The organism is Pseudomonas sp. G166, assembly GCF_037027455.2.
Classification (GTDB): domain Bacteria; phylum Pseudomonadota; class Gammaproteobacteria; order Pseudomonadales; family Pseudomonadaceae; genus Aquipseudomonas.
In genome coordinates, this window is the sequence record NZ_CP146985.1 from 5717424 (window position 1) to 5739170 (window position 21747).

Consider the following 21747-nt stretch of genomic DNA (forward strand, 5'->3'; position numbering starts at 1 on the left):
ATGACTCAAGACTGTGGGAGCGAGCTTGCTCGCGATGCAGACGCTGCGGTGTACAGCCAGACCGAGTCGCCTGAATCGCGAGCAAGCTCGCTCCCACAGGTGGATCAGTCGCTCAGTTTTTCCGCCAGCGCCTTGACCCGGGCCAGATCGCCCTTGGCGACACGGGCCACGCCAGTGCCGTACTCAGGGTCAGCCTTGTAGAGGAACGACAGGATGATGTGCTTGCTCTCGTCATCGGTGGTCGCCAAAGAGCCGCCGAAGCTTTCGATCAGGTCATTGCGCTCCTTCTGGTTGAACGAGCGGTACAGGTCACCGGCCTGCTTGAAGTTCTGCTCGCGCTGGATCTTCGCCTGCTGGGTGCTGCCGGTCAGCGCGGCCTGGCTATAGCGCGCCGCTTGCGGTTCTTCGCGCGGCGTCAGGCGGCTCGGCTGGTAATTCACGCCGGTGCTGGTGCTACCTGGGTTCATCGCACCGTCCTGGTTACCGTTGTTCACCGCCACCTTGGGCGCGTTGATCGGCAGTTGCAGGGCATTGGCGCCTATCCGGTACATTTGCGTATCGGCGTAGGAAAACACTCGCCCCTGGAGCAAACGATCCTCCGAAGGCTCGATGCCCGGCACCAGATTGGCCGGCGCCATCGCCACCTGTTCGGTTTCCTGGAAGACATTCGCCGGGTTGCGATTCAAGACCATTTGCCCGACTTTGCGCTCAGGCACACCTGGCCAGATTTTGGTCGCGTCCAGTGGATCGAAATCAAACTTGGCAAGGTCCTGCGGGTTCAAAACTTGAACGTACAAGTCCCACTTCGGGAAGTCGCCCTTATTAATATGACTGACCAAGTCATTTGTCATATGGCTGTAATCTTGCCCCTGAACTTTCACAACTTCTTTCGGATCGAGATTTTTCAGGCCCTGTAAACTTTTCCAATGAAACTTCACATAGTGAACTTCGCCCTTGGCATTAACCAACTTGTAAGCATGCACGCCGTTACCGTCCATTTCACGATAACTGGCCGGCGTACCGGAGTTGGAATACAGCTCCGTCAGGGTGCGGGTCGACTCTGGAACATGGGAAAAGAAGTCGAAACGACGCGAGTCATCGTCCAGGTTGGTTCGCGGGTCTGGCTTGAATGCATGAACCATGTCGGGGAACTTGATGGCATCGCGGATGAAAAAGGTCGGGAAGTTGTTACCCACCAGGTCCCAGTTACCGTCCGCCGTGTAGAACTTTGTGGCAAAGCCGCGGGGGTCGCGCAGGGTTTCCGGTGAATGATTGCCGTGCACCACGGCAGAAAACCGTACGAACACTGGCGTGACCTGGCCAGCGGCGAAGACCTTGGCCTTGGTCAGATCGCTGAGGTCGTCGGAAACCGTGAAGGTGCCATGGGCGCCGGTACCGCGGGCGTGCACCACGCGCTCCGGGATGCGTTCGCGGTCAAAGCGCTGGAGCTTCTGGATCAACTGCACATCTTGCAGCAGGGTCGGACCGTTGGGGCCGGCCGTTTGCGAATTCTGGTTGTCGCCGACGGCAGCCCCATTGTCTCGGGTCAGGGTGGCCGCGTTAACGGATAAGGACAGCAGGCTGGCGGTCAGCACAACGAGAGCGCGGCGGTGGGGAAAAGTCCCGCAGCCAAGGGAGATGTTCATAAGCATGTTCCTCTGATGTTATAGGGCGCATCCATGTGCGCCATCCAGAGGCTAGTGCCCGAAAAAGGAAAACCTAAATAGAAATGCCGTACCGCCACGATAGAAAAAACGTTGTGGGGGATTGCTCTGAAACCGCGTATCGCGCGCGATTGGTGGCACTTTGTAAACTTTTCATCAGGGACCGGGTCGATAACTGGAGCTTTGTAAGCAGGCGTTTCGAGCGCGACACGCCAGGCTGATTTACACTGCCAGCATCCACTTTCTGTCACAAGGAACAACACATGGGCGTGCTAAGCGAGTTCAAGGCCTTCGCGGTCAAAGGCAATGTCGTCGACATGGCCGTCGGGATTATCATCGGTGCCGCTTTCGGCAAAATTGTTTCGTCGTTCGTTGGCGACGTGGTCATGCCGCCGATTGGCCTGCTGATTGGCGGGGTGGACTTCAGTGACCTGGCCATCACACTCAAGGCCGCCCAAGGTGACGCGCCAGCCGTCGTGCTGGCCTACGGCAAATTCATCCAGAGCACCATAGACTTCATCATCGTAGCATTCGCCATTTTCATGGGTGTGAAGGCCATCAACCGCCTAAAGCGTGAAGAGGCCGTAGCCCCGAGCGCGCCGCCCGTTCCGACCAAGGAAGAACTGCTGCTGACGGAAATTCGCGACCTGCTCAAGGCCCAGAACGAGCGGCCTTGAGGGGCGCATCAATGCCAGTCGGACACTGACACCCTCGCCACAAGGGCTGTGCCTGATTGATTGAGCTTTACCAATAGTTTTCCACCGCCACCTGGCCTGGCCGACGGGTGAGGCTCAATTGAAGGCCCCTGGTCTTGAGCAGCTTGCGGGTGTCATCGATCATTTGCGGGTTGCCGCATAGCATCACCCGCGAATGCTCTGGCGTCAGCTCGACGCCAGCCACCCGCTCCAACTCACCATTCTCGATCAAAGTGGTGATGCGTCCGCTGAGCGCACCGGGGTGTTGCTCACGGGTCACGGTCGCGATGAAACGAAACTTATGGGCGTACTCGGCCAGGTAATCGCGTTGGGTCAACCCTTTGATCAGGTCTTGATACGCCAGCTCCTGCGCCTCGCGCACGCTGTACACCAGGATGATCCGCTCGAATTTTTCCCAGACTTCAAAATCCTGGAGAATCGACAGAAACGGCGCGACACCCGTGCCCGTGGACAGCAGCCACAAGTCGCGCCCGTCAACGAAACGATCCAGCGTCAGGTAGCCAAAAGCCTGGCGATCCACCAGCAGACTGTCGCCTGGCTTCAGGCGGCTAAGCTCACTGGTGAATTCGCCATCCGGAACCACGATGGAAAAAAACTCAAGGAATTCGTCGAAGGGCGAAGACACCATGGAATACGCTCGCCAGACGGTGCTCCCATCCGCCTTGACGACGCCCAACCGGGCGAACTGACCGGCGCGAAAACGAAAGCCGCGATCGCGGGTGGTACGCAAAGTAAACAAATGAGACGTCAATGGCTGAACGTCGAGCAGGGTTTGGCGGGTGAACTTCTCTGCGCTATCGGTCATGAGCCACTCCACTGGGACAAGGCTCACAGTGTCCCGCAAACTGAGCCGCTAAACCACCAATAGCGAGTAGTGGCATTTAGTCATAAGTGCCCACCTCACTCGCCTGAAATCTTTCACTGGAATTATACAAGCCTAAGATGCTTGTAAAAATAAACAATTAAACAAACTGTTCCTGTGATGACTCGACTGTAAGCAAAAACAAAAAATCTAACTACAAGTTAGGAATAGTCCTACACTGAAAGTTCGCATCATGGATTGGATCCGCATGGACGAATCAACCCAGGAGAGAGCGATGGACAAGTGGAAGGACTTGCAACTGAGGAAGTTATCCTGTGAAAAAGACCTGCAGACAGCCTATCGGTTGACCCTGAATTTCTTTAACAATCAGGGGTTTGAATATTGCGCATTTGCAGCCTATCTCGGGAGCCCCGACAACCACACCAACAAGGTGAACCTGAACAACTACCCGTATGGATGGGACAGGTTTTATGAACAGAACGGCTATGCTTCGAATGACCCAATAATAGCACATTGCAATCAATCCCTGCTCCCCATCCTGTGGGATGAAAACGTTTTTGCCCAGGCCCCCAAGTTATGGCGCGAACTTAATCGACAGGGGCTCAAATATGGTTGGACCCAAGCCGTTCATGATGAGCAAGGTGCCCATTACAGCCTGTTCAGCCTCGCCCGCACTCATCGCGCCATCGATATCGAGGAGCATTATGGAAACCTCGGCTACGCCATCTTCGCCAGTCGAAAGCTGCATGCACTGGCGAGTAAAAAACTATCCGACACCGCCGCAGACACGCATAAATATCATCTGTCACCTCGAGAGATCGAAGTGTTGAGATGGTCCGCGGAAGGGAAGACCGCATCGGAAGTGGGCAGGATCCTCTGTCTCTCGGAGCGCACCGTGAATTTCCATGTCTGCAGTTGCATGCGAAAACTGAACGTCAGCAACAAAATTTCTGCAGTCGCCAAGGCGGCCCATATTCACGTGATCTGAACAGTGGACCCGTATTGCCAATCTTGAAAACCCGCGAGTAAAGCAACGCAAAAAAACGTACCATTTACGGCTCCACTTGAATGATGCCGCTTCTTGCACGCGACGCAGTTCATTCAGGCGGTCCCGCCCAGACACCTACACCCAGGCAGCGGGACATTCGTTGATTTCCAGAGTCCCAGCCATGCCCTTGCTCGACAGCCCCTTCGCCCAACTTGACCTGATCCGCCAACCCGAGCAGCAGAACGAACCCCTGCAAGCCTTCGATGCAGCCGACGAATACCTGCTCGCGTATCTGGCCGAACAACACCCGGCCGTGGGTGCGCGAGTGCTGGTGCTCAACGACGGCTTCGGTGCCCTGGCCGCGAGCCTGGCCGGCAAGGTTGACGTCATCAGCAGCAGCGACTCATTCCTGGCCCTGCAAGCGCTGGAGAAAAACCTGGTGCGCAATGGCCGGTCCTTCGACGCGGTGCCAACGGTGCCGGCCAGCGCACCACTGGCCGGGCCCTTCGATCGCGTGCTGATCAAAGTGCCGAAAACCCTGGCCTTGCTGGAAGAGCAACTGATTCGCCTGCAAGACCAACTGGCGCCCGGCGCCCAGGTGATTGCCGGTGCAATGGTCAAGCATCTGCCCCGGGCCGCCGGCGACCTGATGGAGCGTTACATCGGCCCGGTACAAGCCTCCCTGGCGGTGAAAAAGGCCCGCCTGTTGATCGCCACGCCGCAAGCCAAGCCGCCCGTCGTATCGCCCTACCCCACGCGTTATTGGCTGGACGAGCCAAAGATCGAACTGCTCAACCACGCCAATGTGTTCTGTCGTGAAGGGCTGGACATCGGCACCCGGGCATTCCTGCCGCATTTGCCAAAAAATCTGGGGGCGGCCCGGGTCGCGGACCTGGGTTGCGGCAACGGCGTGCTGGCAATCGCCAGCGCCCTGCAAAACCCCGAGGCCCGCTACACCCTGGTGGACGAGTCGTACATGGCCGTGCAGTCAGCGGCCGAGAACTGGCAAGCTGCCCTGGGCGAGCGCGAGGTGACCGTACGGGCCGCTGACGGCCTGGCCGGGCAGGAACCGCAGTCCCTGGATGTAGTGCTGTGCAACCCACCCTTCCACCAACAGCAAGTGGTGGGTGATTTTCTGGCCTGGCGGATGTTCCAGCAGGCTCGCGAAGCATTGGTGGTCGGCGGCGCGCTCTATATCGTCGGTAACCGGCACCTGGGCTATCACAGCAAACTGGCGCGATTGTTCCGCGGTGTCGAGCAAGTGGCCGCCACGCCGAAATTCGTGATTCTCAAAGCCCGGAAATGAATTGTCCTCTGTGGGAGCAACGCTTGCTCCCACAGGGAAATCAGTGGGTGGTCAGGCCTGCGGCATTCATGAACATCCGCATCAGGCTGGCGACGACAAACAGCGCCAGCACACTGCCGGTCCAGATCACCACCAGCCAGCCGAGCCGCTGCCAGAGCGGCTTACGCTCGGCGGCTTCGATGTCTTTCAAATCAGGTCTGGCCATGCTCAACACCTCGCAGGTCGATCAATGGTAGCCATCATCATGGGTCACCTTGCCGCGGAACACGTAGTAGCTCCAGAAGGTGTACACCAGGATCAACGGGATGATGAACAGCGTGCCGACCAACATGAAGCCCTGGCTCTGGGGCGGTGACGAGGCATCCCAGATCGAGATCGATGGCGGCACGATATTCGGCCACAGGCTGATACCCAGGCCGCTGTAACCGAGGAAGATCAGCACCAGCGTCAGAATGAAGGGGGTGTAATTGGCGTTGCGCGCCACCGCGCGGAACAACCCGTACATGGTCACCAGCACCAGGATCGGCACCGGCAGGAACCAGAACAGGTTCGGCAGGGTGAACCAGCGGGCCGCGATATCGGCATGGGCCAGCGGTGTCCAGATGCTGACGATACCGATCACCGCCAGCACCACGAACGCCAGCGGCCTGGCCAGGTCATGCATCTGTTCCTGCAACCTGCCTTCGGTCTTCATGATCAGCCAGGTACAGCCGAGCAAGGCATAGGCCGCGATCAACGCCAGGCCGCAGAACATCGTGAACGGCGTGAACCAGTCCAAGGAGCCCCCAGCGAACTGGCGATTGACCACCTCGAAGCCATCGATGAACGCTCCCAGCGCCACCCCCTGGAAGAAGGTGGCTGTCAGCGAGCCACCGATGAACGCCTTGTCCCACAGGTGCCGCTTCTCAGCCTTGGCCTTGAAGCGGAACTCGAAGGCCACGCCCCGGAAGATCAGGCCGATGAGCATCAGGATCAACGGCAGGTACAGCGCCGAAAGCACCACCGAATAAGCCAGCGGAAACGCCCCGAACAAACCGGCGCCACCGAGCACCAGCCAGGTTTCGTTACCGTCCCAGACCGGCGCCACGGTGTTCATCATCACGTCTCGGTCGCGCTCGCCCTTGACGAAGGGGAAGAGAATGCCGATCCCCAGGTCGAAGCCGTCCATGACCACGTACATCATGATGCCGAAGATGATGACCACGGCCCAGATCAGCGGAAGATCAATACCCATGACTCAATTCCCCTTGTTCGAGCGGTCGGTTTGGTCCACGCCTTCGCTGTCGTCGTCGGCGGCCGACAATGGCCGGGCCGGCGTGCGCTTCTGGCCTGGGCCGCCATCGGTCGGCTCGGCTTCGTGGGCCTGCGGCCCCTTGCGCACCAGGCGCATCATGTAGCTCAAGCCGGCACCGAACAGCGCGAAATACACCACGACGAACAGCACCAGGGTGATGCTCATTTGCGCAAAACTGTGCCCGGAGGAAGCATCGGCGGTACGCATCAGGCCGTAGACCACCCAAGGCTGACGACCGATTTCAGTGGTGAACCAGCCCGCCAGGATCGCAATCAGCCCGGACGGCCCCATCCACAGCACCATGTAGAGGAACGGTCGGGACTGATAGATCCGATCCTTGCGACGCAGCCAGAGGCTGCACAGGCCGGTGAAGATCATCAGCAGGCCCAGGCCCACCATGACCCGGAACGACCAGAACACGATGGTCGAATTCGGTCGGTCCTCAGGCGGGAACTCCTTGAGGGCCGGCACCTGTTTGTCCAGGCTGTGGGTCAGGATCAAGCTTCCCAGGTAAGGAATTTCCACGGCGAAGCGGGTCTTCTCCGCCTTCATATCCGGCAGGCCGAACAGGATCAGCGGGGTCGGCTCATTGCCGACGTTCTCCCAGTGACCTTCGATGGCCGCGATTTTCGCCGGTTGATGCTTGAGGGTGTTAAGACCATGGAAGTCGCCGATGACTGCCTGGATCGGAGCCACCAGCAAGGCCATCCACATCGCCATCGACAGCATGCGGCGGATGGCCGGGGTATCGCGACCGCGCAACAGATGCCAGGCCGCTGACGAGCCCACAAAGAACGCCGTCGCGACGAACGCCGCCGTGGACATGTGCAGCAAGCGATAGGGGAATGAGGGGTTGAACACCACCGCCAGCCAGTCCACCGGGATCACCCGGCCATCAATGATTTCGTAGCCCTGCGGGGTCTGCATCCAGCTGTTGGAAGACAGGATCCAGAAGGTCGAGATCAGCGTACCGATCGCCACCATCACCGTGGAGAAGAAGTGCAGGCCACGGCCAACGCGATTCCAGCCGAACAGCATCACGCCCAGGAAACCCGCCTCGAGGAAGAACGCCGTGAGCACTTCGTAGGTCAGCAGTGGCCCGGTCACCGCCCCGGCGAAGTCCGAAAAACGGCTCCAGTTGGTGCCGAACTGATAGGCCATGACCAATCCAGACACCACCCCCATGCCGAAGTTGACGGCAAAGATCTTCGACCAGAAGTGATACAGGTCGCGGTAGGTGTCGTCGCGGGTCTTGAGCCACAGGCCTTCGAGCACCGCCAGGTAACTCGCCAGGCCAATGGTGATGGCCGGGAACAGGATGTGGAACGAGATGGTGAACGCGAACTGGATTCGGGCGAGATCGAGCGCCTCCAAACCGAACATAAGTCTTCCTCTGTCAGGTAAAACCGGCTGCGGGCGGGGCCTGCATCACAATCCCCAGGGATATGGAGTGCGATGCTTTTCAAATCGTTCTTTTTAAAACCGTCACAACGCAGGACTCTGGCCGGATGGCCGCCAGTCCAACACTGCGAAAGGTGTTGATCTGGATCAAGCAATGATCAAAGAGTAGCCGCTTTATTGCCGATGAACGGCGTGGTCTTTTGTCGCGTGACAGGTTGTCTCAGAGGCTCAGGACATAAGTGAAGACTTTTATGGCGAGAGGATTTATCCCCGATCTGTGGGAGCAAGCCTTGCTCCCACAGCTCGGGGATAAATCCTCTCGCCACGGGATGACCTGGCCCGAGATCGATGTTTGGCTAACTATTTTTTTCCGGCAAGCGCAACTTCCTGTTACAGCTCGGTGATAATCTCGTTGCCTTCATCTCCGGACCCGTCATAGATGCCCAGCCAAGCACCGCTGCTGCTCCGTCACCACCGCCCGTTCATCGCCTTCTGGCTGGCCCGGATATTCACCGCCAGCGGCTTCCAGATGCTCACCGTGGCCATCGGCTGGAACCTCTATCAACTGACCGGCAACGTCTTGGACCTGGGCCTTGTGGGCCTGGTGGAGTTTGCGCCCCGGGTGCTGTTCATGCTGCATACCGGGCACGTGGCCGACCGTTATGACCGGCGCAAGGTCGCGGCCATCTGCCAGTCGTTACAGGCGTTGATTGCTCTGTCGCTGGCGATCGGCAGCGCCACCGACCATGTCACGCGGGAAATGATCTTCATCCTCGCCTTCCTGCTGGGCGCCGCCCGTTCCTTCGAAATGCCGACCACCCAGGCGCTGCTGCCGAGCATCGTACCGTCGGCACTGTTTCCCCGGGCCGTGGCCGCCGCGCAGTCGGCCCAACAGTCAGCCACCATTGTCGCCCCGGCCCTCGGCGGCTTGCTCTACGCCTTCGGCAGCACCTGGGTCTATGGGCCAACCGTGCTGCTCTACCTCATCGCTTGCTGCCTGATGCTCAACCTGCCCGCCCGGCAGACGCCCCTGAACAAAGGCAAGGCCACGATGGACTCGTTGCTGGCCGGGATTCGCTTCATTCGCAGCCGTCCGGACATTCTCGGGGCAATCTCCCTGGACCTGTTCGCGGTGTTGCTCGGCGGTGCGACGGCGCTGCTGCCGGTGTTCGCCAAGGACATCCTGCTCACCGGCCCCTGGGGCCTGGGCCTGTTGCGGTCGGCGCCCGCGGTCGGGGCCTTGCTGATGTCGCTGTGGCTGGCGCGATTTGCCGTGGAGCGCAAGGTGGGCCGGGTGATGTTTACCGCCGTGGGCGTGTTCGGCGTCGCCACTATTGCGTTCGGCCTCTCCACTTCGTTCTGGTTTTCCCTCGCGGTGTTGGTGGTACTGGGCGCGGCGGACATGATCAGCATGGTCATCCGCGCCTCCTTCGTGCAGTTGGAAACACCGGATGAAATGCGCGGTCGAGTCAGCGCGGTGAACGGGCTGTTCATCGGCGCCTCGAACCAGTTGGGCGAGTTCGAATCCGGCCTGACCGCCCACTGGTTCGGCACCGTGCCGGCGGTGGTCATGGGCGGAGTTGGCACGCTGCTGGTAACCGGGGCCTGGATCAAACTGTTCCCGACCCTGGCCAACCGCGACCGGATGCACGAACCGGCGGAAACCGCAAAAGCCTAGAGCAACTTGTCGAGGGTGATCGGAAAGTCCCGAACCCGTTTGCCGGTGGCGTGATAGATCGCATTGGCCACCGCCGCTGCCACACCGACGATACCGATTTCACCAACGCCCTTGGACCCGAGGGCGTTGACGATTTCATCGTGTTCATCGACAAAAACCACGTCAATATCGCCAATGTCGGCGTTAACCGGCAGATGGTACTCGGCCAGGCTGTGGTTCATGTGGCGGCCCAGCCCATGGTCGGTCAGGGTTTCTTCGTGCAGGGCCATGCCGATGCCCCAGACCACACCACCGAGAATCTGGCTGCGAGCGGTTTTCGGGTTGATCACCCGCCCGGCGGCAATGGCGCTGACCACCCGATTGACCTTCACCGTGCCCAGGTCTTCATCCACCCAAACCTCAACGAACACCGCCGAGTGGGTGGCGGTGGCGTAGGCCTGGCGCTTTTCGTCCGGCTCTGCAGTGACCTGGGCCTGCAGCGGTGTCTCGCCACTTTTTTGCGCCAACTCGGCCAAAGCGACGCTCACCTCGCCCAACCGCAGTTGGCCATCGGCAAACGTCACTTGCTCAAGGGTCGCGCCACTGAAGGCCGGGCACGTCTGCCGGGCCACGGCCAACAGCTTTTCCTTCAGGGCTTCACAGGCCTGCTGCACAGCAGTGCCCACCGATGAGACGGTGAACGAACCGCCCTGCAGCGGTGCTGTAGGCAACGACGAATCACCGAGGACAAAGCTGACGTCTTCAAGAGAAACACCCGACGCCTCGGCGGCGATCTGGGTCATGACTGTGTAGGTCCCAGTACCGATGTCAGTGGTGGCGCTGCTGACGGTCAGCTTGCCGTCAGCCCCCAGCGAAGCCTTGGCGCTGGCCTTCTGCTGCATGGCTTCCCACACGCCACCGGCCATGCCCCAGCCCACCAGTTGCCGGCCCTCACGCATGCTGCGCGGTTCCGGGTTGCGCTTGTCCCAACCGAAACGGCGGGCGCCCTGGGCGTAACACTCACGCAATTGCTTGCTGGAATACGGCTTGCCTTCGTTCTCGTTACGCTCGGCGTAGTTGATCAACCGCAGTTGCACCGGATCGATCGCCAGGGCGCAGGCCAGTTCATCCATGGCGCATTCCAGCCCAATCAGGCCCAGGGCTGCGCCAGGCGCGCGCATGTCCAACGGCGTGTAGACGTCCAGCGGCACCAACTTGTAGGTCAGCGCCACGTTGTCGCAGTGATAGAGCATGCCGCTCCACTCCACCACATGTTCGGTGAAATCTTCGAAGCGCGAAGTCTGGGCGACAGCCGTATGGGCCACGGCCAGTAACCGCCCGTTGGCCGCCGCCCCCAGTTGCAAACGCTGCAAGGTGCGCGGTCGATAGCCGAAGGTAAACATCTGCTGGCGCGTCAGGCTGACCCGCACGGAGCGCTTGAGCGCCAGTGCCGCCATCACGGCCAAAGGCAATTGATATTGTGGCCGCAGTCCGGAACCAAAGGCGCCGCCGACATATGCGGCGAACACACGCACCTGCTCTTTCTCGAGCCCGAACACTTTTTGCACATAGGCCTGGCAGTTTTGCGTGCCTTGAGTCTTGTCGTGGATGTGCAAGCTGCCGTCGGGTTGAAACAACACGGTAGAAGCATGCGGCTCCATCGGGTTGTGGTGTTCAATCGGTGTGCTGTAGGACACATCCACACTGAGCGCCGCACTTGCGTACTCACCCTGAAAATTCCCACGGGGCTTGGGCAGTTCGGCCGGAGCGCAATGGGCTTCGTTTTGCAGGATGGCCAGATCGGTCTGATGGTCCTGGGCTTCATATTCGATTTCAATCAGTGAGCCGGCATGGCGGGCCAGCTCAAGATTGTCCGCCACGACCAAGGCCAGGGGCTGGCCGCTGTAGAGGACCTGGTCGTCGTACAGCGGCCGGAACGGCGAACCGTCCGCAGCGTCAGCATCTTGGTAAGGTTCATCGTAGCTGGCGATCCTGGGCCGGTTGGTATGGTCGATCACCGCAACTACACCGGGCAACGCCAAGGCTCGCGAAGCATCGATACGCAGCACGCGTCCACGGGCGATCGTGCCAGACACGACGCTGCCATGTAGCAGGCCGTCCTCGGGATATTCAGCGGCATAACGGGCCTGGCCCGTGACCTTGAGCAGGCCATCGACCCGGTCCAGTGGCTGCCCTATGGATTTGCTTGAAGCGTTCATCAGGCTTGCCCTCCCTGCGCAGCACCCAGTGCGGCATCGCTCAATGCACGGACAATCGCCCGGCGCGCCAGTCTGACCTTGAAACCGTTGTGTGCCAGCGGCTCGGCGCTTTGCAGCAGCGCATCGGCGGCAGCGGCGAACGTCTCGCGGCTGACGGTCTGGCCGGTCAGCCAGCTCTCCACGGCCCGGTCGCGCCAGGGTTTGTGGGCCACGCCGCCCAGGGCCAGGCGCGCCTGGCGGATCACCGCCCCGTCCAGCTCCAGCGCCGCCGCCACCGACACCAGGGCAAAGGCGTAGGAGGCCCGATCTCGAATCTTCAAGTAGTGGCTATGGTCGGCGAAACCGCGGGCCGGCAACTCGATGGCGGTGATCAACTCATCATCGGCCAATTGGTTATCCCGCTGCGGAGCATCACCGGGCAGACGATGAAAATCGGCAAACTCGATGGTCCGCGCCCCGCCTCGGCCCAGCACATGGACCACCGCTTCCAGCGCGGCCAGGGCCACGCACATGTCGGAGGGGTGAGTCGCGACACATTGATCGCTGGCGCCGAAAATCGCATGGATCCGGTTCAAGCCATCCCGAGCCGGGCAGCCACTGCCAGGCTGGCGTTTGTTGCACGCGACGTTGGCGTCATAGAAGTAATAACAGCGAGTGCGTTGCAGCAGATTGCCGCCGGTGCTGGCCATGTTGCGCAATTGCGGCGAGGCACCGGCCAGGATCGCCTGGGACAGCAGCGGATAGCGGCGCTCGATCCAGGGGTGCCAAGCCAGGTCGGCATTGCTCACCAAGGCGCCGATCATCACCCCGCCGGATGGGGTTTCGCTGAGGTCCGCCAGGGGCAGCCCGGTAATGTCGATCAGGTGCTCGGGGCGCGTGAGGTTTTCTTTCATCAGGTCCAGCAGGTTAGTGCCGCCGGCAATGAAGCGTGAAACCGGGCTCGACAAGTCGACGGCGGCCTGCACGGTGGCGGGCTTGCTGTACTGGAAGGGATTCATTGATCACCTCCCGGTTGCTGGCAGAGCGGCAATGCCGCTTCGACGGCATCACAAATATTGGTGTAGGCCCCACAGCGGCACAGGTTGCCGCTCATCAACTCGCTGATCTGAGCGCGGGTCTGCGCCCTGCCTTCGTTGACCAACCCCACCGCCGAACAGATTTGCCCCGGTGTGCAATAACCGCACTGGAACGCGTCATGCGTGATGAACGCCTGCTGCATGGGATGCAATTGCCCATGGCTGGCCAGGCCTTCAATGGTGGTCAACTCGGCGCCGTCGCACATCACCGCCAACGTCAGACAGGCGTTGATCCGTTTGCCATCGCGCAGCACCGTACAGGCGCCACATTGACCGTGGTCACAGCCTTTCTTGCTGCCCACCAGGTCCAATTGCTCACGCAGCAGGTCCAGCAGCGTGGTCCAGGGCAGCACCTGCAGTTCACGCACCAGGCCATTGAGTTTCAGACGGATAGGATGACGGGCGTAGGATGCCGGCGTCGCTTCGGACAGGGTCGCGCTCATGGAACACCTCACGGTTGGTCGTACTCGCGGCGTTTTGGGAAACCGCCGTCATAAGGGGTACGACTTCTGGGTGGGGTGAGCGTTCAAGGCAAGTTAACGACGCAAGATTGCCTACGTCTGCTGCGCAGCCGAGCGGGAGCAAGCTCCCTCGCCACAGTGAAGCGTGTCAGGCCAACAACTCCGCCGCCACTACGTTTCTCACGCCCTTGCCACAGAGTTGCTCCACCAGCGTCAAGGCAAACGCCAGGGCGGCCGCCGAGCCTTGGGCGGTGATGCAGTTGCCATCCACCACCACCGGTTGATCCACGAAGTTGCAACCGGACAACTGCTGGCTCACGGCGGGCAGGCAAGTCATGCGGCGCTGGCGCAGTACGCCGAACGCTTGGAGCACCAGGGCCGGGGCTTCAGCGATGGCGGCAAAAAAACGTCCGGTGCCAGCCTGGTTCTTGATCAATTGCTGCAACGGTTGATGGGCCGCCAGATGTTGGGCGCCGATAATGCCACCAGGCAAGACGATCAGGTCGAAATCCTGCACGAGCATGTCCACCAGCATGCCATCGGCGGTCAGGCGCGTGCCGCGGGCACAGGTGAGCATCCGCCGTCCTTCGATGCTCGCCAGCACCACTTCGATCTGTGCTCGACGCAGCACATCGACCAGAGTGACCGTCTGCAAGTCATCGACACCTTCGGCGACGGCAATCAGGGCTCTTGGCATTTTGGTTCCAGGCATCATGGGCGCTCTCCACTGGGTGGTTACTGAAGCCTAGTCAGGTTTGCCGGATCGCGTTCGGCTTGTCATGCCGGCAGGCTATTTAATGTACAACTGGGTCGACATCCGGTTGCCCGGTGCATTGATCGAGATGTTGCTGAAGCTGAAGGTGCCTTCCTGCTTGCCCTTCAGATCGAAGATGTACAGATAGCCGACGATCTTGGTCTTGGCCGAACAATCGTTGAGGTTGCCATTGCTGTATGCACACACCGGCGAGCGGGTGCCGTCGACCTCGAAACCGTCCAGCGTGACCTGGGGCTCACGGCCATAACCGATCTCCAACACGTAGACCTTGATGTTCGGCCCACGGTGATCGCAACGGGTCTGCGCCTGTCCTTGGGCGATGTCCTCGAAGCCACAGGCCGGCGATTCGACCTTGAGCACCTTGACCTCGCTCAAGGGCGGCGCCGACGCGGCATTGACGGCCTGCCCGGGCCACCACAGGCCCAGTGCGCAACCCAACGCCGTCACCACGTGTTTATTCATGCGAAACATAGAGACCTCCCGAAACCGCGCGCAGTATGGCCCACTTGGCGCGCCGGCAAAACATCGACGACGATCGCAGCCACAACGCCATGCTGCTGGTATGATGCGCGGCTTTTTCCGACCCACAGAAAATTCCCGGGCGCCGCTGGCGACCTGTGCTTTGCTGTTGAGGTCGATACATTCACGGCGCCCGGCGCGCCACGGGGAGCAGACATGCTGGAAAGGCTGTTTCAACTCAAGGCACACAATACCAACGTGCGGACCGAGATCCTGGCGGGCGTCACGACCTTCCTGGCCATGGCCTACATTCTGTTCGTCAACCCGAGCATCCTCGGCGAAACCGGCATGGACAAGGGCGCGGTGTTCGTCGCCACCTGCCTGGCGGCAGCCATCGGGTCCACCGTCATGGGCCTGATCGCCAACTACCCGATCGCCCTCGCACCAGGCATGGGCCTGAATGCCTTCTTCACCTACACCGTGGTCCTGCACATGGGCCATACCTGGCAAGTGGCGCTGGGCGCGGTGTTCATTTCCGCCGTACTGTTCTTCATGCTGTCGATCTTTCGCATCCGCGAGTGGATCATCAACAGCATCCCGCTGCCCCTGCGCTCGGCCATCGCTGCCGGTATCGGCTTGTTCCTGGCACTGATCGCCCTCAATAACGCCGGCATCGTGGTGAAAAACCCGGCGACCATGGTCGGCCTCGGCGACCTGAAGCAACCGGCGCCGATTCTCGCAACCCTCGGCTTCGTCCTGATCGTCGCCCTCGAAGCGCTGAAAGTGCGCGGCGCGGTGCTGATCGGCATCCTGGCGGTCACCATTGTTTCGATCCTGATGGGCTTCACCCCGTTCGGCGGCGTGATATCCATGCCGCCGTCCCTGGCCCCAACGTTCCTGCAACTGGACATCAAGGGCGCCCTGGACATCGGCCTGGTGAGCGTGATCTTCGCCTTCCTGTTCGTCGACCTGTTCGACAACTCTGGCACCCTGATAGGCGTCGCCAAGCGCGCCGGGCTGATGGGCAAGGACGGCCACATGCCGAAAATGGGCCGCGCGCTGATCGCCGACAGCACCGCCGCCATGGCCGGTTCGCTGCTGGGCACCTCCACCACCACCAGCTACATCGAGTCGGCGGCGGGCGTCAGTGCCGGCGGCCGTACCGGCCTGACCGCCATCGTGGTGGCGATCCTGTTCCTGCTGGCACTGTTCTTCTCGCCACTGGCCGCCAGCGTCCCGCCCTTCGCCACCGCCCCAGCCCTGTTGTTCGTCGCCGTACTGATGACCTCGGGCCTGGCGGAAATCGATTGGGACGACATCACTGTCGCCGCCCCCGTGGTGGTGACTGCCCTGGCGATGCCATTCACTTATTCCATCGCCAACGGCATCGCCTTCGGTTTCATCGCCTGGACCGCCATTAAACTGGTGTCCGGCCGTGGCCGTGAGCTGAACCCGGCGCTGGTCATCCTGTCGATTCTGTTCGTGATCAAGTTGGGTTGGTTCAACGCATGACTTTTGATTCCCAAGCCTACGCCGCCCAGCTCCAGGACAAGGTCACCCGCTTGCGTGACCTGCTGGCCCCGTTCGATGCTCCTGAGCCCGCTGTATTCGACTCAGCACTGGAGCACTTCCGCCTGCGCGCCGAATTCCGCCTATGGCGCGAGGCCGGCGAACGGCATTACGCGATGTTCTCCCAGGACGACAAGCGCACACCGATCCTCATTGAAGAGTTTCCCATCGCCAGCCTGCGCATCAACCAATTGATGCCGCAACTCAAGGCGGCCTGGCAGGCCAGCGCGCCGTTGAGCCACAAGCTGTTTCAGGTGGAGTTCCTGACCACCCTGGCCGGCGATGCGATGATCACCCTGTGCTATCACCGCCCGCTGGATGAACACTGGCACGCAGCGGCCACGAAACTGGCGAGCGACCTGGGCGTGAGCATCATCGGTCGTTCCAAGGGCAAGCGCGAAGTAATCGGCCATGACTACGTAGTGGAGAAACTCGACGTCGGCGGCCGCACCTTCAGCTATCGCCAACCCGAAGGCGCCTTCACCCAGCCCAACGGCGCGGTGAACCAGAAGATGCTCAACTGGGCTTATGAAGCGCTGGGCGATCGCAACGACGATCTGCTGGAGTTGTACTGCGGCAATGGCAACTTCACCCTGCCCCTGGCCACCCGTGTGCGCAAAGTGTTGGCCACCGAGATCAGCAAGACCTCGGTGAATGCTGCGCTGAGCAACCTCAGCGAGAATGCGGTGGATAACGTCACCCTGGTGCGCTTGTCCGCTGAGGAACTGACCGAAGCCTTGAACGAAGTCCGGCCATTCCGCCGCCTGCATGGCATTGACCTGAAAAGCTACGAATTCGGCAGCGTCTTCGTCGACCCGCCCCGCGCCGGCATGGACCCGGACACCTGCGAGCTGACCCGGCGCTTCGAGAACATCCTCTACATCTCGTGCAACCCGCAAACCCTCGCTGCCAACATCGCGCAACTGCACGACACCCATCGCATCACCCGCTGCGCGATGTTCGATCAATTCCCTTGGACCCATCACATGGAGTCCGGGGTATTGCTGACGCGGCGCTGAACGCTGCAACACTCCCTGTGTTTCATCTGTGGCGAGGGGATTTATCCCCTTACCACAATTACCCTCCCTTACCTCCCGACCAAGGTGGTGTTCGATCATCGAACACTTATTAGCCAGCGACGGCGGCTTTATTTGACCAAATTAACCATCTAGTACAATTTATCTCCACCGGCCGAAACCTGGCCGACGCCAACAATAAAAATGTGGAGAAATTGCGATGCCTCCGATCGTTCTGGTGCTCAACGGCCCGAACCTGAACCTGCTCGGCACCCGCGAGCCGGCGACTTATGGTCATGAAACCCTGGCGGACATCTCCGCACTGTGCGGCCGCGCCGCTGAAGAATTCGGCCTGGCGGTGGAGTTTCGCCAGACCAACCAGGAAAGCGAATTGCTGGACTGGGTGCATGGCGCACGCGGCCGATGTGCCGGCATCGTCATTAACCCAGCGGCCTGGACCCACACCTCAGTGGCAATCCGCGACGCCTTGGTGGCCAGCGAGGTCCCCGTCATCGAAGTTCACCTGTCCAACGTCCACGCCCGGGAAACCTTTCGCCATCACTCCTTTGTCTCATCCGTCGCCATCGGCGTGATGTGCGGGTTTGGCAGCCATGGTTATCGCCTGGCCCTGGAACATTTCAGTCAGCGGTTAAAGGGTTGATGAGCATGTCGAATATCACTGTGCTGGCCGGCCTGATCGGCGCGGGCATCCAGGCGTCTCGCACACCGGCGCTGCATGAGCATGAAGGCGATGCCCAAGGCATGCGTTACCTCTATCGGCTGATCGACCTCGATGCATTGAAACTCGACAGCGGCGCCCTGCCCGATTTGCTCAAGGCCGCCGAGCACATGAACTTCACCGGCCTGAACATCACCTTTCCCTGCAAACAGGCGATCATCCCGCTGCTGGACGAGCTGTCAGCCGAGGCCCGAGGCATTGGCGCCGTGAATACCGTGGTGCTCAAGGATGGCAAACGCATCGGCCACAACACCGACTGCCTGGGATTCGCCGAAGGTTTTCGTCGCGGGCTGGGCAGTGTTTCCCGCCGGCACGTAGTCCAGATGGGCGCCGGGGGTGCTGGCGCGGCGGTTGCCCACGCGCTACTGGCAGAAGGCGTACAGACGCTGAGCATTTTTGATGTCGAAGTCAGCCGCGCCGAGGCCCTGGCGAACAACCTGAACCAACACTTCGGCGCAGGCCGGGCCCGGGCCGGACATGACTTGGCCAGCGCCATGGCCGATGCCGATGGCCTGGTGAACACCACGCCCATGGGCATGGCGAAACTGCCAGGCATGCCGGTGCCGGTCGAACTGTTGCGGGGCGAGTTGTGGGTCGCGGAAATCGTCTACTTCCCACTGGAAACCGAACTGCTGCGCAACGCCCGCGCCCTCGGTTGCCGCACGCTGGATGGCGGCAACATGGCGGTGTTCCAGGCGGTGAAGGCGTTCGAACTGTTCAGCGGTGTGGCGCCGGATGCGCAGCGGATGCTCGAGCATTTCCAGAGCATGAATCACTAAACCCTGGTGATAATTCCTTGTGGGAGCGAGCTTGCTCGCGATAGCGGTGGATCAGCCAATGTTGATGTGACTGACAGACTGCTATCGCGAGCAAGCTCGCTCCCACAAAGGTTTCAGGGTCAGGACTGTAGATACCGCAACACCGACTCACAAACCATCTCGCGATGCCGCTGTTTGATCGCTTCGTCCGACAGGTCGATCTGAAAGATCTCACCGAACGTCTGGCGGTTGGACACACGGTAAAAGCAGAAAGAACTGATGAGCAAGTGCACGTCCAGCGGTTGGAGATCGGGACGGAACACGCCCTCTTCGGCGCCTCGACGCAAGATCACGCCCAAGGAATCGAGGATGGTATTGGTCATCGCCTTGATCGCGCCTGACTGCTTCACGTATTCGGCGTTGTGGATGTTCTCGATGCAGACGATGCGCACAAAATCCACATTGCGGTCGTGGTGGTCGAAGGTGAACTCCACCAGGCGCCGGATCGCATCGACCGGCGCCAGCTCGGCCAAGTGCAGGCGGCTCTCGGTATTGCGGATATCCCCGTAGAGTTTTTCCAACACCTCGACGTACAACTGCTCCTTGCTGCCGAAGTAGTAGTAGATCATGCGCTTGGAGGTGTGGATGCGCTCGGCGATGGCGTCGACCCGGGCGCCGGACAGGCCCTGCTGGACGAACTCGACGATGGCTTCCTGAAGAATGTTCTCCCGGGTTTTCTCCGGGTTGTTCTTGCGACTCTTGCGCGGCGCGGCGACGGGTTCGTCGAGGGCAGCGGAAAGCTCTGAATTCATAGTCATTGCGGGGCTCACGGCCATCACTGCACAGATCGGCGATTATGGGCCGCACCGTGCAGTGAAGGAAGCCACGGCATTGCCCATTACCGCCGCATTTACGATTTCCCTACAACTTGGCATGCCGCAAGCCACCGCTGCGCGACTTGGCCATGGCCGCCAGTCGCACCGCGACGTTGGCCGCGCCGTAACCGGCGTAGCCGTTCTTGCGCTGGATGATCTCAAAGAAAAACCGCCCTTCGAACGGCTCGGTGTAAACGTGGAACAACTCGCCACCCTGGGCATCACGGTCGTACAGCACGTTGAAATACGCCAGCTCACTGAGAAACTCATCGTCGAAATCGAACCGCGCCGCCAGGTCGTCATAATAGTTGAGCGGAATGTCCAGCAACGGCACACCGGCCTCCTTGGCGCGGCTGACCTGGGCAAAGATGTCATCGCAATCGAAGGCAATGTGATGCACCCCCGAACCTCGATAACTCGACAGGGCGTGTGATATCGCAGTGTTGCGGTTCTCGGAAATGTTCAGCGGCAGCCGGATCGAACTGCAGCGGCTGCGCAGGGCGCGGCTTTTTACCAGGCCATAAGGATCGGGCAACACCACTTCGTCGTCGGCCTCGAAATCCAGCAAGCTCTTGTAGAACAGCACCCAACTATCAAGGCTGTCGGCCGGCAGCGCCATCGCCATGTGGTCGATGCGCTTGAGCCCGGCGCCGATGACGGCACCGGGCTGCAAATTGAAATCGGTGCCATAGACATCGGCCTGCTGGTCCACCAGGTAGATCAGGCTGCCATCCGGGGCGCGCACCGCCGCCAGTTCCAGTTCGTTGGGGCCCACCAGCCCGCGATAGGGCTGGCCCTTGTAGGCAACGGCTCGCTCCAAGGCGCTGGCACTGTTTTTCACCCGCACGGCAGTGGCGCACAGCGACGGTCCATGAGCTTCGAAGAAGCTGTGGGCGAAGGAGTACGGCTCACTATTGAGGATCAGGTTGATGTCGCCCTGGCGCAGCAGGCTCACGTTCTTGGAACGATGCTGACCGGCCTTGACGAACCCCAGCCGTTCCAGCCAGTGGGACAGCTTGGCGCCGAGGTTATCGTCCACGGCGAACTCGAGAAACTCGATGCCGTTGTATTCACTGGCCGGCGGTGTGGCGAAGAGGATATCGGCATTGCGGGTGGACGGCGCTTCTTCGGCCAGGCGCTGACGGGTCTTTTCTTCCAGGTACAGCAGCGAGCGCAGACCGTCGGCGGCATTGGCCCGTGGCGGCGCGGCGCGGAAGCCGTCGTTGAAGATTTCCAGCGACAATGGCCCGGTGTAGCCACTCTTGATGATCGGTGCCAGGAAACCCGGCAAGTCGAACTCGCCCTGCCCGGGGAAGCAACGGAAATGCCGGCTCCACTCCAGCACATCCATCGCCAGGATCGGTGCGTCGGCCATTTGCACGAAGAAAATCTTCTCGCCGGGGATCTCGGCAATCGCACTCGGATCGCCCTTGAGGGACAAGGTGTGGAAGCTGTCGAGCAATACACCGAGACTGGGATGATCGGCCTGACGCACGATGTTCCAGACCTGTTGATAAGTATTCACGTGCCGGCCCCAGGCCAGCGCCTCATAACCGATGCGCAAGCCCCGTGCACCGGCCCGTTCGGCCAGCAACCGCAAGTCATCGATCAGAATCTGTTCATCACCGACGCTGTCGGCCGAGGCATTGCTGCACACCAGCACCAGGTCGGTGCCCAGCTCCTGCATCAGGTCGAACTTGCGCTCGGCTCGCTCCAGGTTACGCGCCAGACGGTCGCGGCGGCAGCCTTCAAAGTCACGAAACGGCTGGAACAACGTGATGGCGATGCCTAGGTCAGCACACATCTGCCTGATTTCCCGAGGGCTGCCATCGTAGTAGAGAAGGTCGTTCTCGAAAATCTCCACTCCGTCGAAACCGGCGGCGGCAATGGCCTCGAGTTTTTCCGGCAGGGTACCGCTCAAGGATACGGTGGCAATGGAACGCTGCATGAC

At 60.7% G+C, this 21747-nt stretch carries 20 protein-coding genes; 8 read left to right on the forward strand and 12 right to left on the reverse strand.

Annotated features, from left to right (window positions below; translation table 11 throughout):
- Positions 1–104 precede the first annotated feature (104 nt).
- A complete protein-coding gene (locus SGN16_RS25315; RefSeq protein WP_210641086.1) occupies positions 105–1646 on the reverse strand; it encodes a catalase in 1542 nt (513 codons plus the stop codon).
- A gap of 281 nt (positions 1647–1927) precedes the next feature.
- Between SGN16_RS25315 and mscL the strand changes: the two genes are divergently transcribed.
- Positions 1928–2341 (forward strand): large-conductance mechanosensitive channel protein MscL, encoded by a 414-nt coding sequence (mscL, locus tag SGN16_RS25320; protein WP_072411386.1) that lies wholly within the window; start codon positions 1928–1930, stop codon positions 2339–2341.
- Between the two features lie 67 nt (positions 2342–2408).
- Here the strand turns inward: mscL and SGN16_RS25325 are convergent, their stop codons facing one another.
- A complete protein-coding gene (locus tag SGN16_RS25325; protein ID WP_210641088.1) occupies positions 2409–3185 on the reverse strand; it encodes a ferredoxin--NADP reductase in 777 nt (258 codons plus the stop codon).
- Positions 3186–3450: 265 nt separating this feature from the next.
- On the opposite strand from SGN16_RS25325, the gene SGN16_RS25330 reads away from it, so the two are divergent.
- Both SGN16_RS25330 and SGN16_RS25335 read left to right on the forward strand, forming a co-directional pair.
- The gene (locus SGN16_RS25330; RefSeq protein WP_335945902.1) at positions 3451–4191 is read left to right on the forward strand and encodes an autoinducer binding domain-containing protein; all 741 of its coding nucleotides are present in this window, start codon (positions 3451–3453) and stop codon (positions 4189–4191) included.
- Positions 4192–4372: 181 nt separating this feature from the next.
- Positions 4373–5497 carry a methyltransferase gene (locus SGN16_RS25335; protein ID WP_335945901.1) on the forward strand — a complete coding sequence of 375 codons (1125 nt, stop codon included), beginning with the start codon at positions 4373–4375 and terminating at the stop codon, positions 5495–5497.
- 40 nt (positions 5498–5537) lie between these two features.
- Here SGN16_RS25335 and SGN16_RS25340 read toward each other — a convergent pair whose 3' ends face one another.
- Genes SGN16_RS25340 through SGN16_RS25350 form a run of 3 tightly spaced genes read right to left on the reverse strand, consistent with a single transcriptional unit; the run spans position 5538 to position 8174 of the window.
- Positions 5538–5702 (reverse strand): DUF2474 domain-containing protein, encoded by a 165-nt coding sequence (locus tag SGN16_RS25340; protein ID WP_210641092.1) that lies wholly within the window; start codon positions 5700–5702, stop codon positions 5538–5540.
- A 21-nt stretch (positions 5703–5723) separates the two neighbouring features.
- Complete coding sequence (gene cydB / locus SGN16_RS25345) at positions 5724–6731, reverse strand: cytochrome d ubiquinol oxidase subunit II (protein ID WP_210641100.1); 1008 nt, start codon at positions 6729–6731, stop codon at positions 5724–5726.
- Between the two features lie 3 nt (positions 6732–6734).
- The gene (locus SGN16_RS25350) at positions 6735–8174 is read right to left on the reverse strand and encodes a cytochrome ubiquinol oxidase subunit I (RefSeq protein WP_335945900.1); all 1440 of its coding nucleotides are present in this window, start codon (positions 8172–8174) and stop codon (positions 6735–6737) included.
- Positions 8175–8631: 457 nt separating this feature from the next.
- Here SGN16_RS25350 and SGN16_RS25355 point away from each other — a divergent pair, with 457 nt between their 5' ends.
- The gene (locus tag SGN16_RS25355) at positions 8632–9870 is read left to right on the forward strand and encodes an MFS transporter (RefSeq protein ID WP_335945899.1); all 1239 of its coding nucleotides are present in this window, start codon (positions 8632–8634) and stop codon (positions 9868–9870) included.
- Here SGN16_RS25355 and SGN16_RS25360 read toward each other — a convergent pair.
- From SGN16_RS25360 to SGN16_RS25380, 5 genes are all read right to left on the reverse strand, one after another.
- Positions 9867–12068: a xanthine dehydrogenase family protein molybdopterin-binding subunit gene (locus tag SGN16_RS25360; protein WP_335945898.1), complete on the reverse strand. Its 2202-nt coding sequence runs from the start codon at positions 12066–12068 to the stop codon at positions 9867–9869. The two genes, SGN16_RS25355 and SGN16_RS25360, sit on opposite strands and share 4 nt — an antisense overlap.
- Positions 12068–13066: a xanthine dehydrogenase family protein subunit M gene (locus tag SGN16_RS25365; RefSeq protein ID WP_335945897.1), complete on the reverse strand. Its 999-nt coding sequence runs from the start codon at positions 13064–13066 to the stop codon at positions 12068–12070. The genes SGN16_RS25360 and SGN16_RS25365 overlap by 1 nt, the downstream gene beginning before the upstream one ends.
- Positions 13063–13587: a (2Fe-2S)-binding protein gene (locus tag SGN16_RS25370; protein WP_335945896.1), complete on the reverse strand. Its 525-nt coding sequence runs from the start codon at positions 13585–13587 to the stop codon at positions 13063–13065. The genes SGN16_RS25365 and SGN16_RS25370 overlap by 4 nt, the downstream gene beginning before the upstream one ends.
- A 166-nt stretch (positions 13588–13753) precedes the next feature.
- Positions 13754–14320 carry a DJ-1 family glyoxalase III gene (locus SGN16_RS25375; RefSeq protein ID WP_210641111.1) on the reverse strand — a complete coding sequence of 189 codons (567 nt, stop codon included), beginning with the start codon at positions 14318–14320 and terminating at the stop codon, positions 13754–13756.
- 75 nt (positions 14321–14395) lie between these two features.
- Entirely contained in the window at positions 14396–14851 is a 456-nt protein-coding gene (locus SGN16_RS25380; protein ID WP_210641113.1) for a DUF4879 domain-containing protein, read from the reverse strand.
- A gap of 204 nt (positions 14852–15055) precedes the next feature.
- Here SGN16_RS25380 and SGN16_RS25385 point away from each other — a divergent pair, with 204 nt between their 5' ends.
- The 4 genes from SGN16_RS25385 to SGN16_RS25400 all read left to right on the forward strand — a co-directional run bounded on the left by SGN16_RS25385 (position 15056) and on the right by SGN16_RS25400 (position 18942).
- Positions 15056–16351, forward strand: a complete 1296-nt coding sequence (locus tag SGN16_RS25385; protein WP_210641115.1) for an NCS2 family permease — start codon at positions 15056–15058, stop codon at positions 16349–16351.
- Positions 16348–17427: a tRNA (uridine(54)-C5)-methyltransferase TrmA gene (gene trmA / locus SGN16_RS25390; protein WP_210641117.1), complete on the forward strand. Its 1080-nt coding sequence runs from the start codon at positions 16348–16350 to the stop codon at positions 17425–17427. The genes SGN16_RS25385 and trmA overlap by 4 nt, the downstream gene beginning before the upstream one ends.
- Positions 17428–17644: 217 nt before the next feature.
- Positions 17645–18085: a type II 3-dehydroquinate dehydratase gene (gene aroQ / locus SGN16_RS25395; protein ID WP_041023044.1), complete on the forward strand. Its 441-nt coding sequence runs from the start codon at positions 17645–17647 to the stop codon at positions 18083–18085.
- Positions 18085–18942 carry a shikimate dehydrogenase gene (locus SGN16_RS25400; RefSeq protein WP_335945895.1) on the forward strand — a complete coding sequence of 286 codons (858 nt, stop codon included), beginning with the start codon at positions 18085–18087 and terminating at the stop codon, positions 18940–18942. The genes aroQ and SGN16_RS25400 overlap by 1 nt, the downstream gene beginning before the upstream one ends.
- 119 nt (positions 18943–19061) lie before the next feature.
- Here SGN16_RS25400 and SGN16_RS25405 read toward each other — a convergent pair whose 3' ends face one another.
- Positions 19062–19739: a TetR/AcrR family transcriptional regulator gene (locus tag SGN16_RS25405; RefSeq protein ID WP_335945894.1), complete on the reverse strand. Its 678-nt coding sequence runs from the start codon at positions 19737–19739 to the stop codon at positions 19062–19064.
- A gap of 103 nt (positions 19740–19842) precedes the next feature.
- Complete coding sequence (quiC, locus tag SGN16_RS25410) at positions 19843–21744, reverse strand: 3-dehydroshikimate dehydratase QuiC (RefSeq protein ID WP_210641124.1); 1902 nt, start codon at positions 21742–21744, stop codon at positions 19843–19845.
- Positions 21745–21747: the final 3 nt, after the last annotated feature.

Excerpts from the sequence above, each read along its gene's own strand:
- SGN16_RS25350 (WP_335945900.1), bottom strand. The coding sequence starts at position 8,174 with ATGTTCGGTTTGGAGGCGCTCGATCTCGCCCGAATCCAGTTCGCGTTC.
- SGN16_RS25370 (WP_335945896.1), bottom strand. The coding sequence starts at position 13,587 with ATGAGCGCGACCCTGTCCGAAGCGACGCCGGCATCCTACGCCCGTCAT.
- aroQ (WP_041023044.1), top strand. The coding sequence starts at position 17,645 with ATGCCTCCGATCGTTCTGGTGCTCAACGGCCCGAACCTGAACCTGCTC.
- SGN16_RS25405 (WP_335945894.1), bottom strand. The coding sequence starts at position 19,739 with ATGACTATGAATTCAGAGCTTTCCGCTGCCCTCGACGAACCCGTCGCC.
- SGN16_RS25375 (WP_210641111.1), bottom strand. The coding sequence starts at position 14,320 with ATGATGCCTGGAACCAAAATGCCAAGAGCCCTGATTGCCGTCGCCGAA.
- trmA (WP_210641117.1), top strand. The coding sequence starts at position 16,348 with ATGACTTTTGATTCCCAAGCCTACGCCGCCCAGCTCCAGGACAAGGTC.
- SGN16_RS25365 (WP_335945897.1), bottom strand. The coding sequence starts at position 13,066 with ATGAATCCCTTCCAGTACAGCAAGCCCGCCACCGTGCAGGCCGCCGTC.
- SGN16_RS25355 (WP_335945899.1), top strand. The coding sequence starts at position 8,632 with ATGCCCAGCCAAGCACCGCTGCTGCTCCGTCACCACCGCCCGTTCATC.
- SGN16_RS25340 (WP_210641092.1), bottom strand. The coding sequence starts at position 5,702 with ATGGCCAGACCTGATTTGAAAGACATCGAAGCCGCCGAGCGTAAGCCG.
- SGN16_RS25325 (WP_210641088.1), bottom strand. The coding sequence starts at position 3,185 with ATGACCGATAGCGCAGAGAAGTTCACCCGCCAAACCCTGCTCGACGTT.
- SGN16_RS25360 (WP_335945898.1), bottom strand. The coding sequence starts at position 12,068 with ATGAACGCTTCAAGCAAATCCATAGGGCAGCCACTGGACCGGGTCGAT.
- quiC (WP_210641124.1), bottom strand. The coding sequence starts at position 21,744 with ATGCAGCGTTCCATTGCCACCGTATCCTTGAGCGGTACCCTGCCGGAA.
- SGN16_RS25335 (WP_335945901.1), top strand. The coding sequence starts at position 4,373 with ATGCCCTTGCTCGACAGCCCCTTCGCCCAACTTGACCTGATCCGCCAA.
- cydB (WP_210641100.1), bottom strand. The coding sequence starts at position 6,731 with ATGGGTATTGATCTTCCGCTGATCTGGGCCGTGGTCATCATCTTCGGC.
- SGN16_RS25385 (WP_210641115.1), top strand. The coding sequence starts at position 15,056 with ATGCTGGAAAGGCTGTTTCAACTCAAGGCACACAATACCAACGTGCGG.
- SGN16_RS25330 (WP_335945902.1), top strand. The coding sequence starts at position 3,451 with ATGGACGAATCAACCCAGGAGAGAGCGATGGACAAGTGGAAGGACTTG.
- SGN16_RS25380 (WP_210641113.1), bottom strand. The coding sequence starts at position 14,851 with ATGTTTCGCATGAATAAACACGTGGTGACGGCGTTGGGTTGCGCACTG.
- SGN16_RS25400 (WP_335945895.1), top strand. The coding sequence starts at position 18,085 with ATGAGCATGTCGAATATCACTGTGCTGGCCGGCCTGATCGGCGCGGGC.
- mscL (WP_072411386.1), top strand. The coding sequence starts at position 1,928 with ATGGGCGTGCTAAGCGAGTTCAAGGCCTTCGCGGTCAAAGGCAATGTC.
- SGN16_RS25315 (WP_210641086.1), bottom strand. The coding sequence starts at position 1,646 with ATGAACATCTCCCTTGGCTGCGGGACTTTTCCCCACCGCCGCGCTCTC.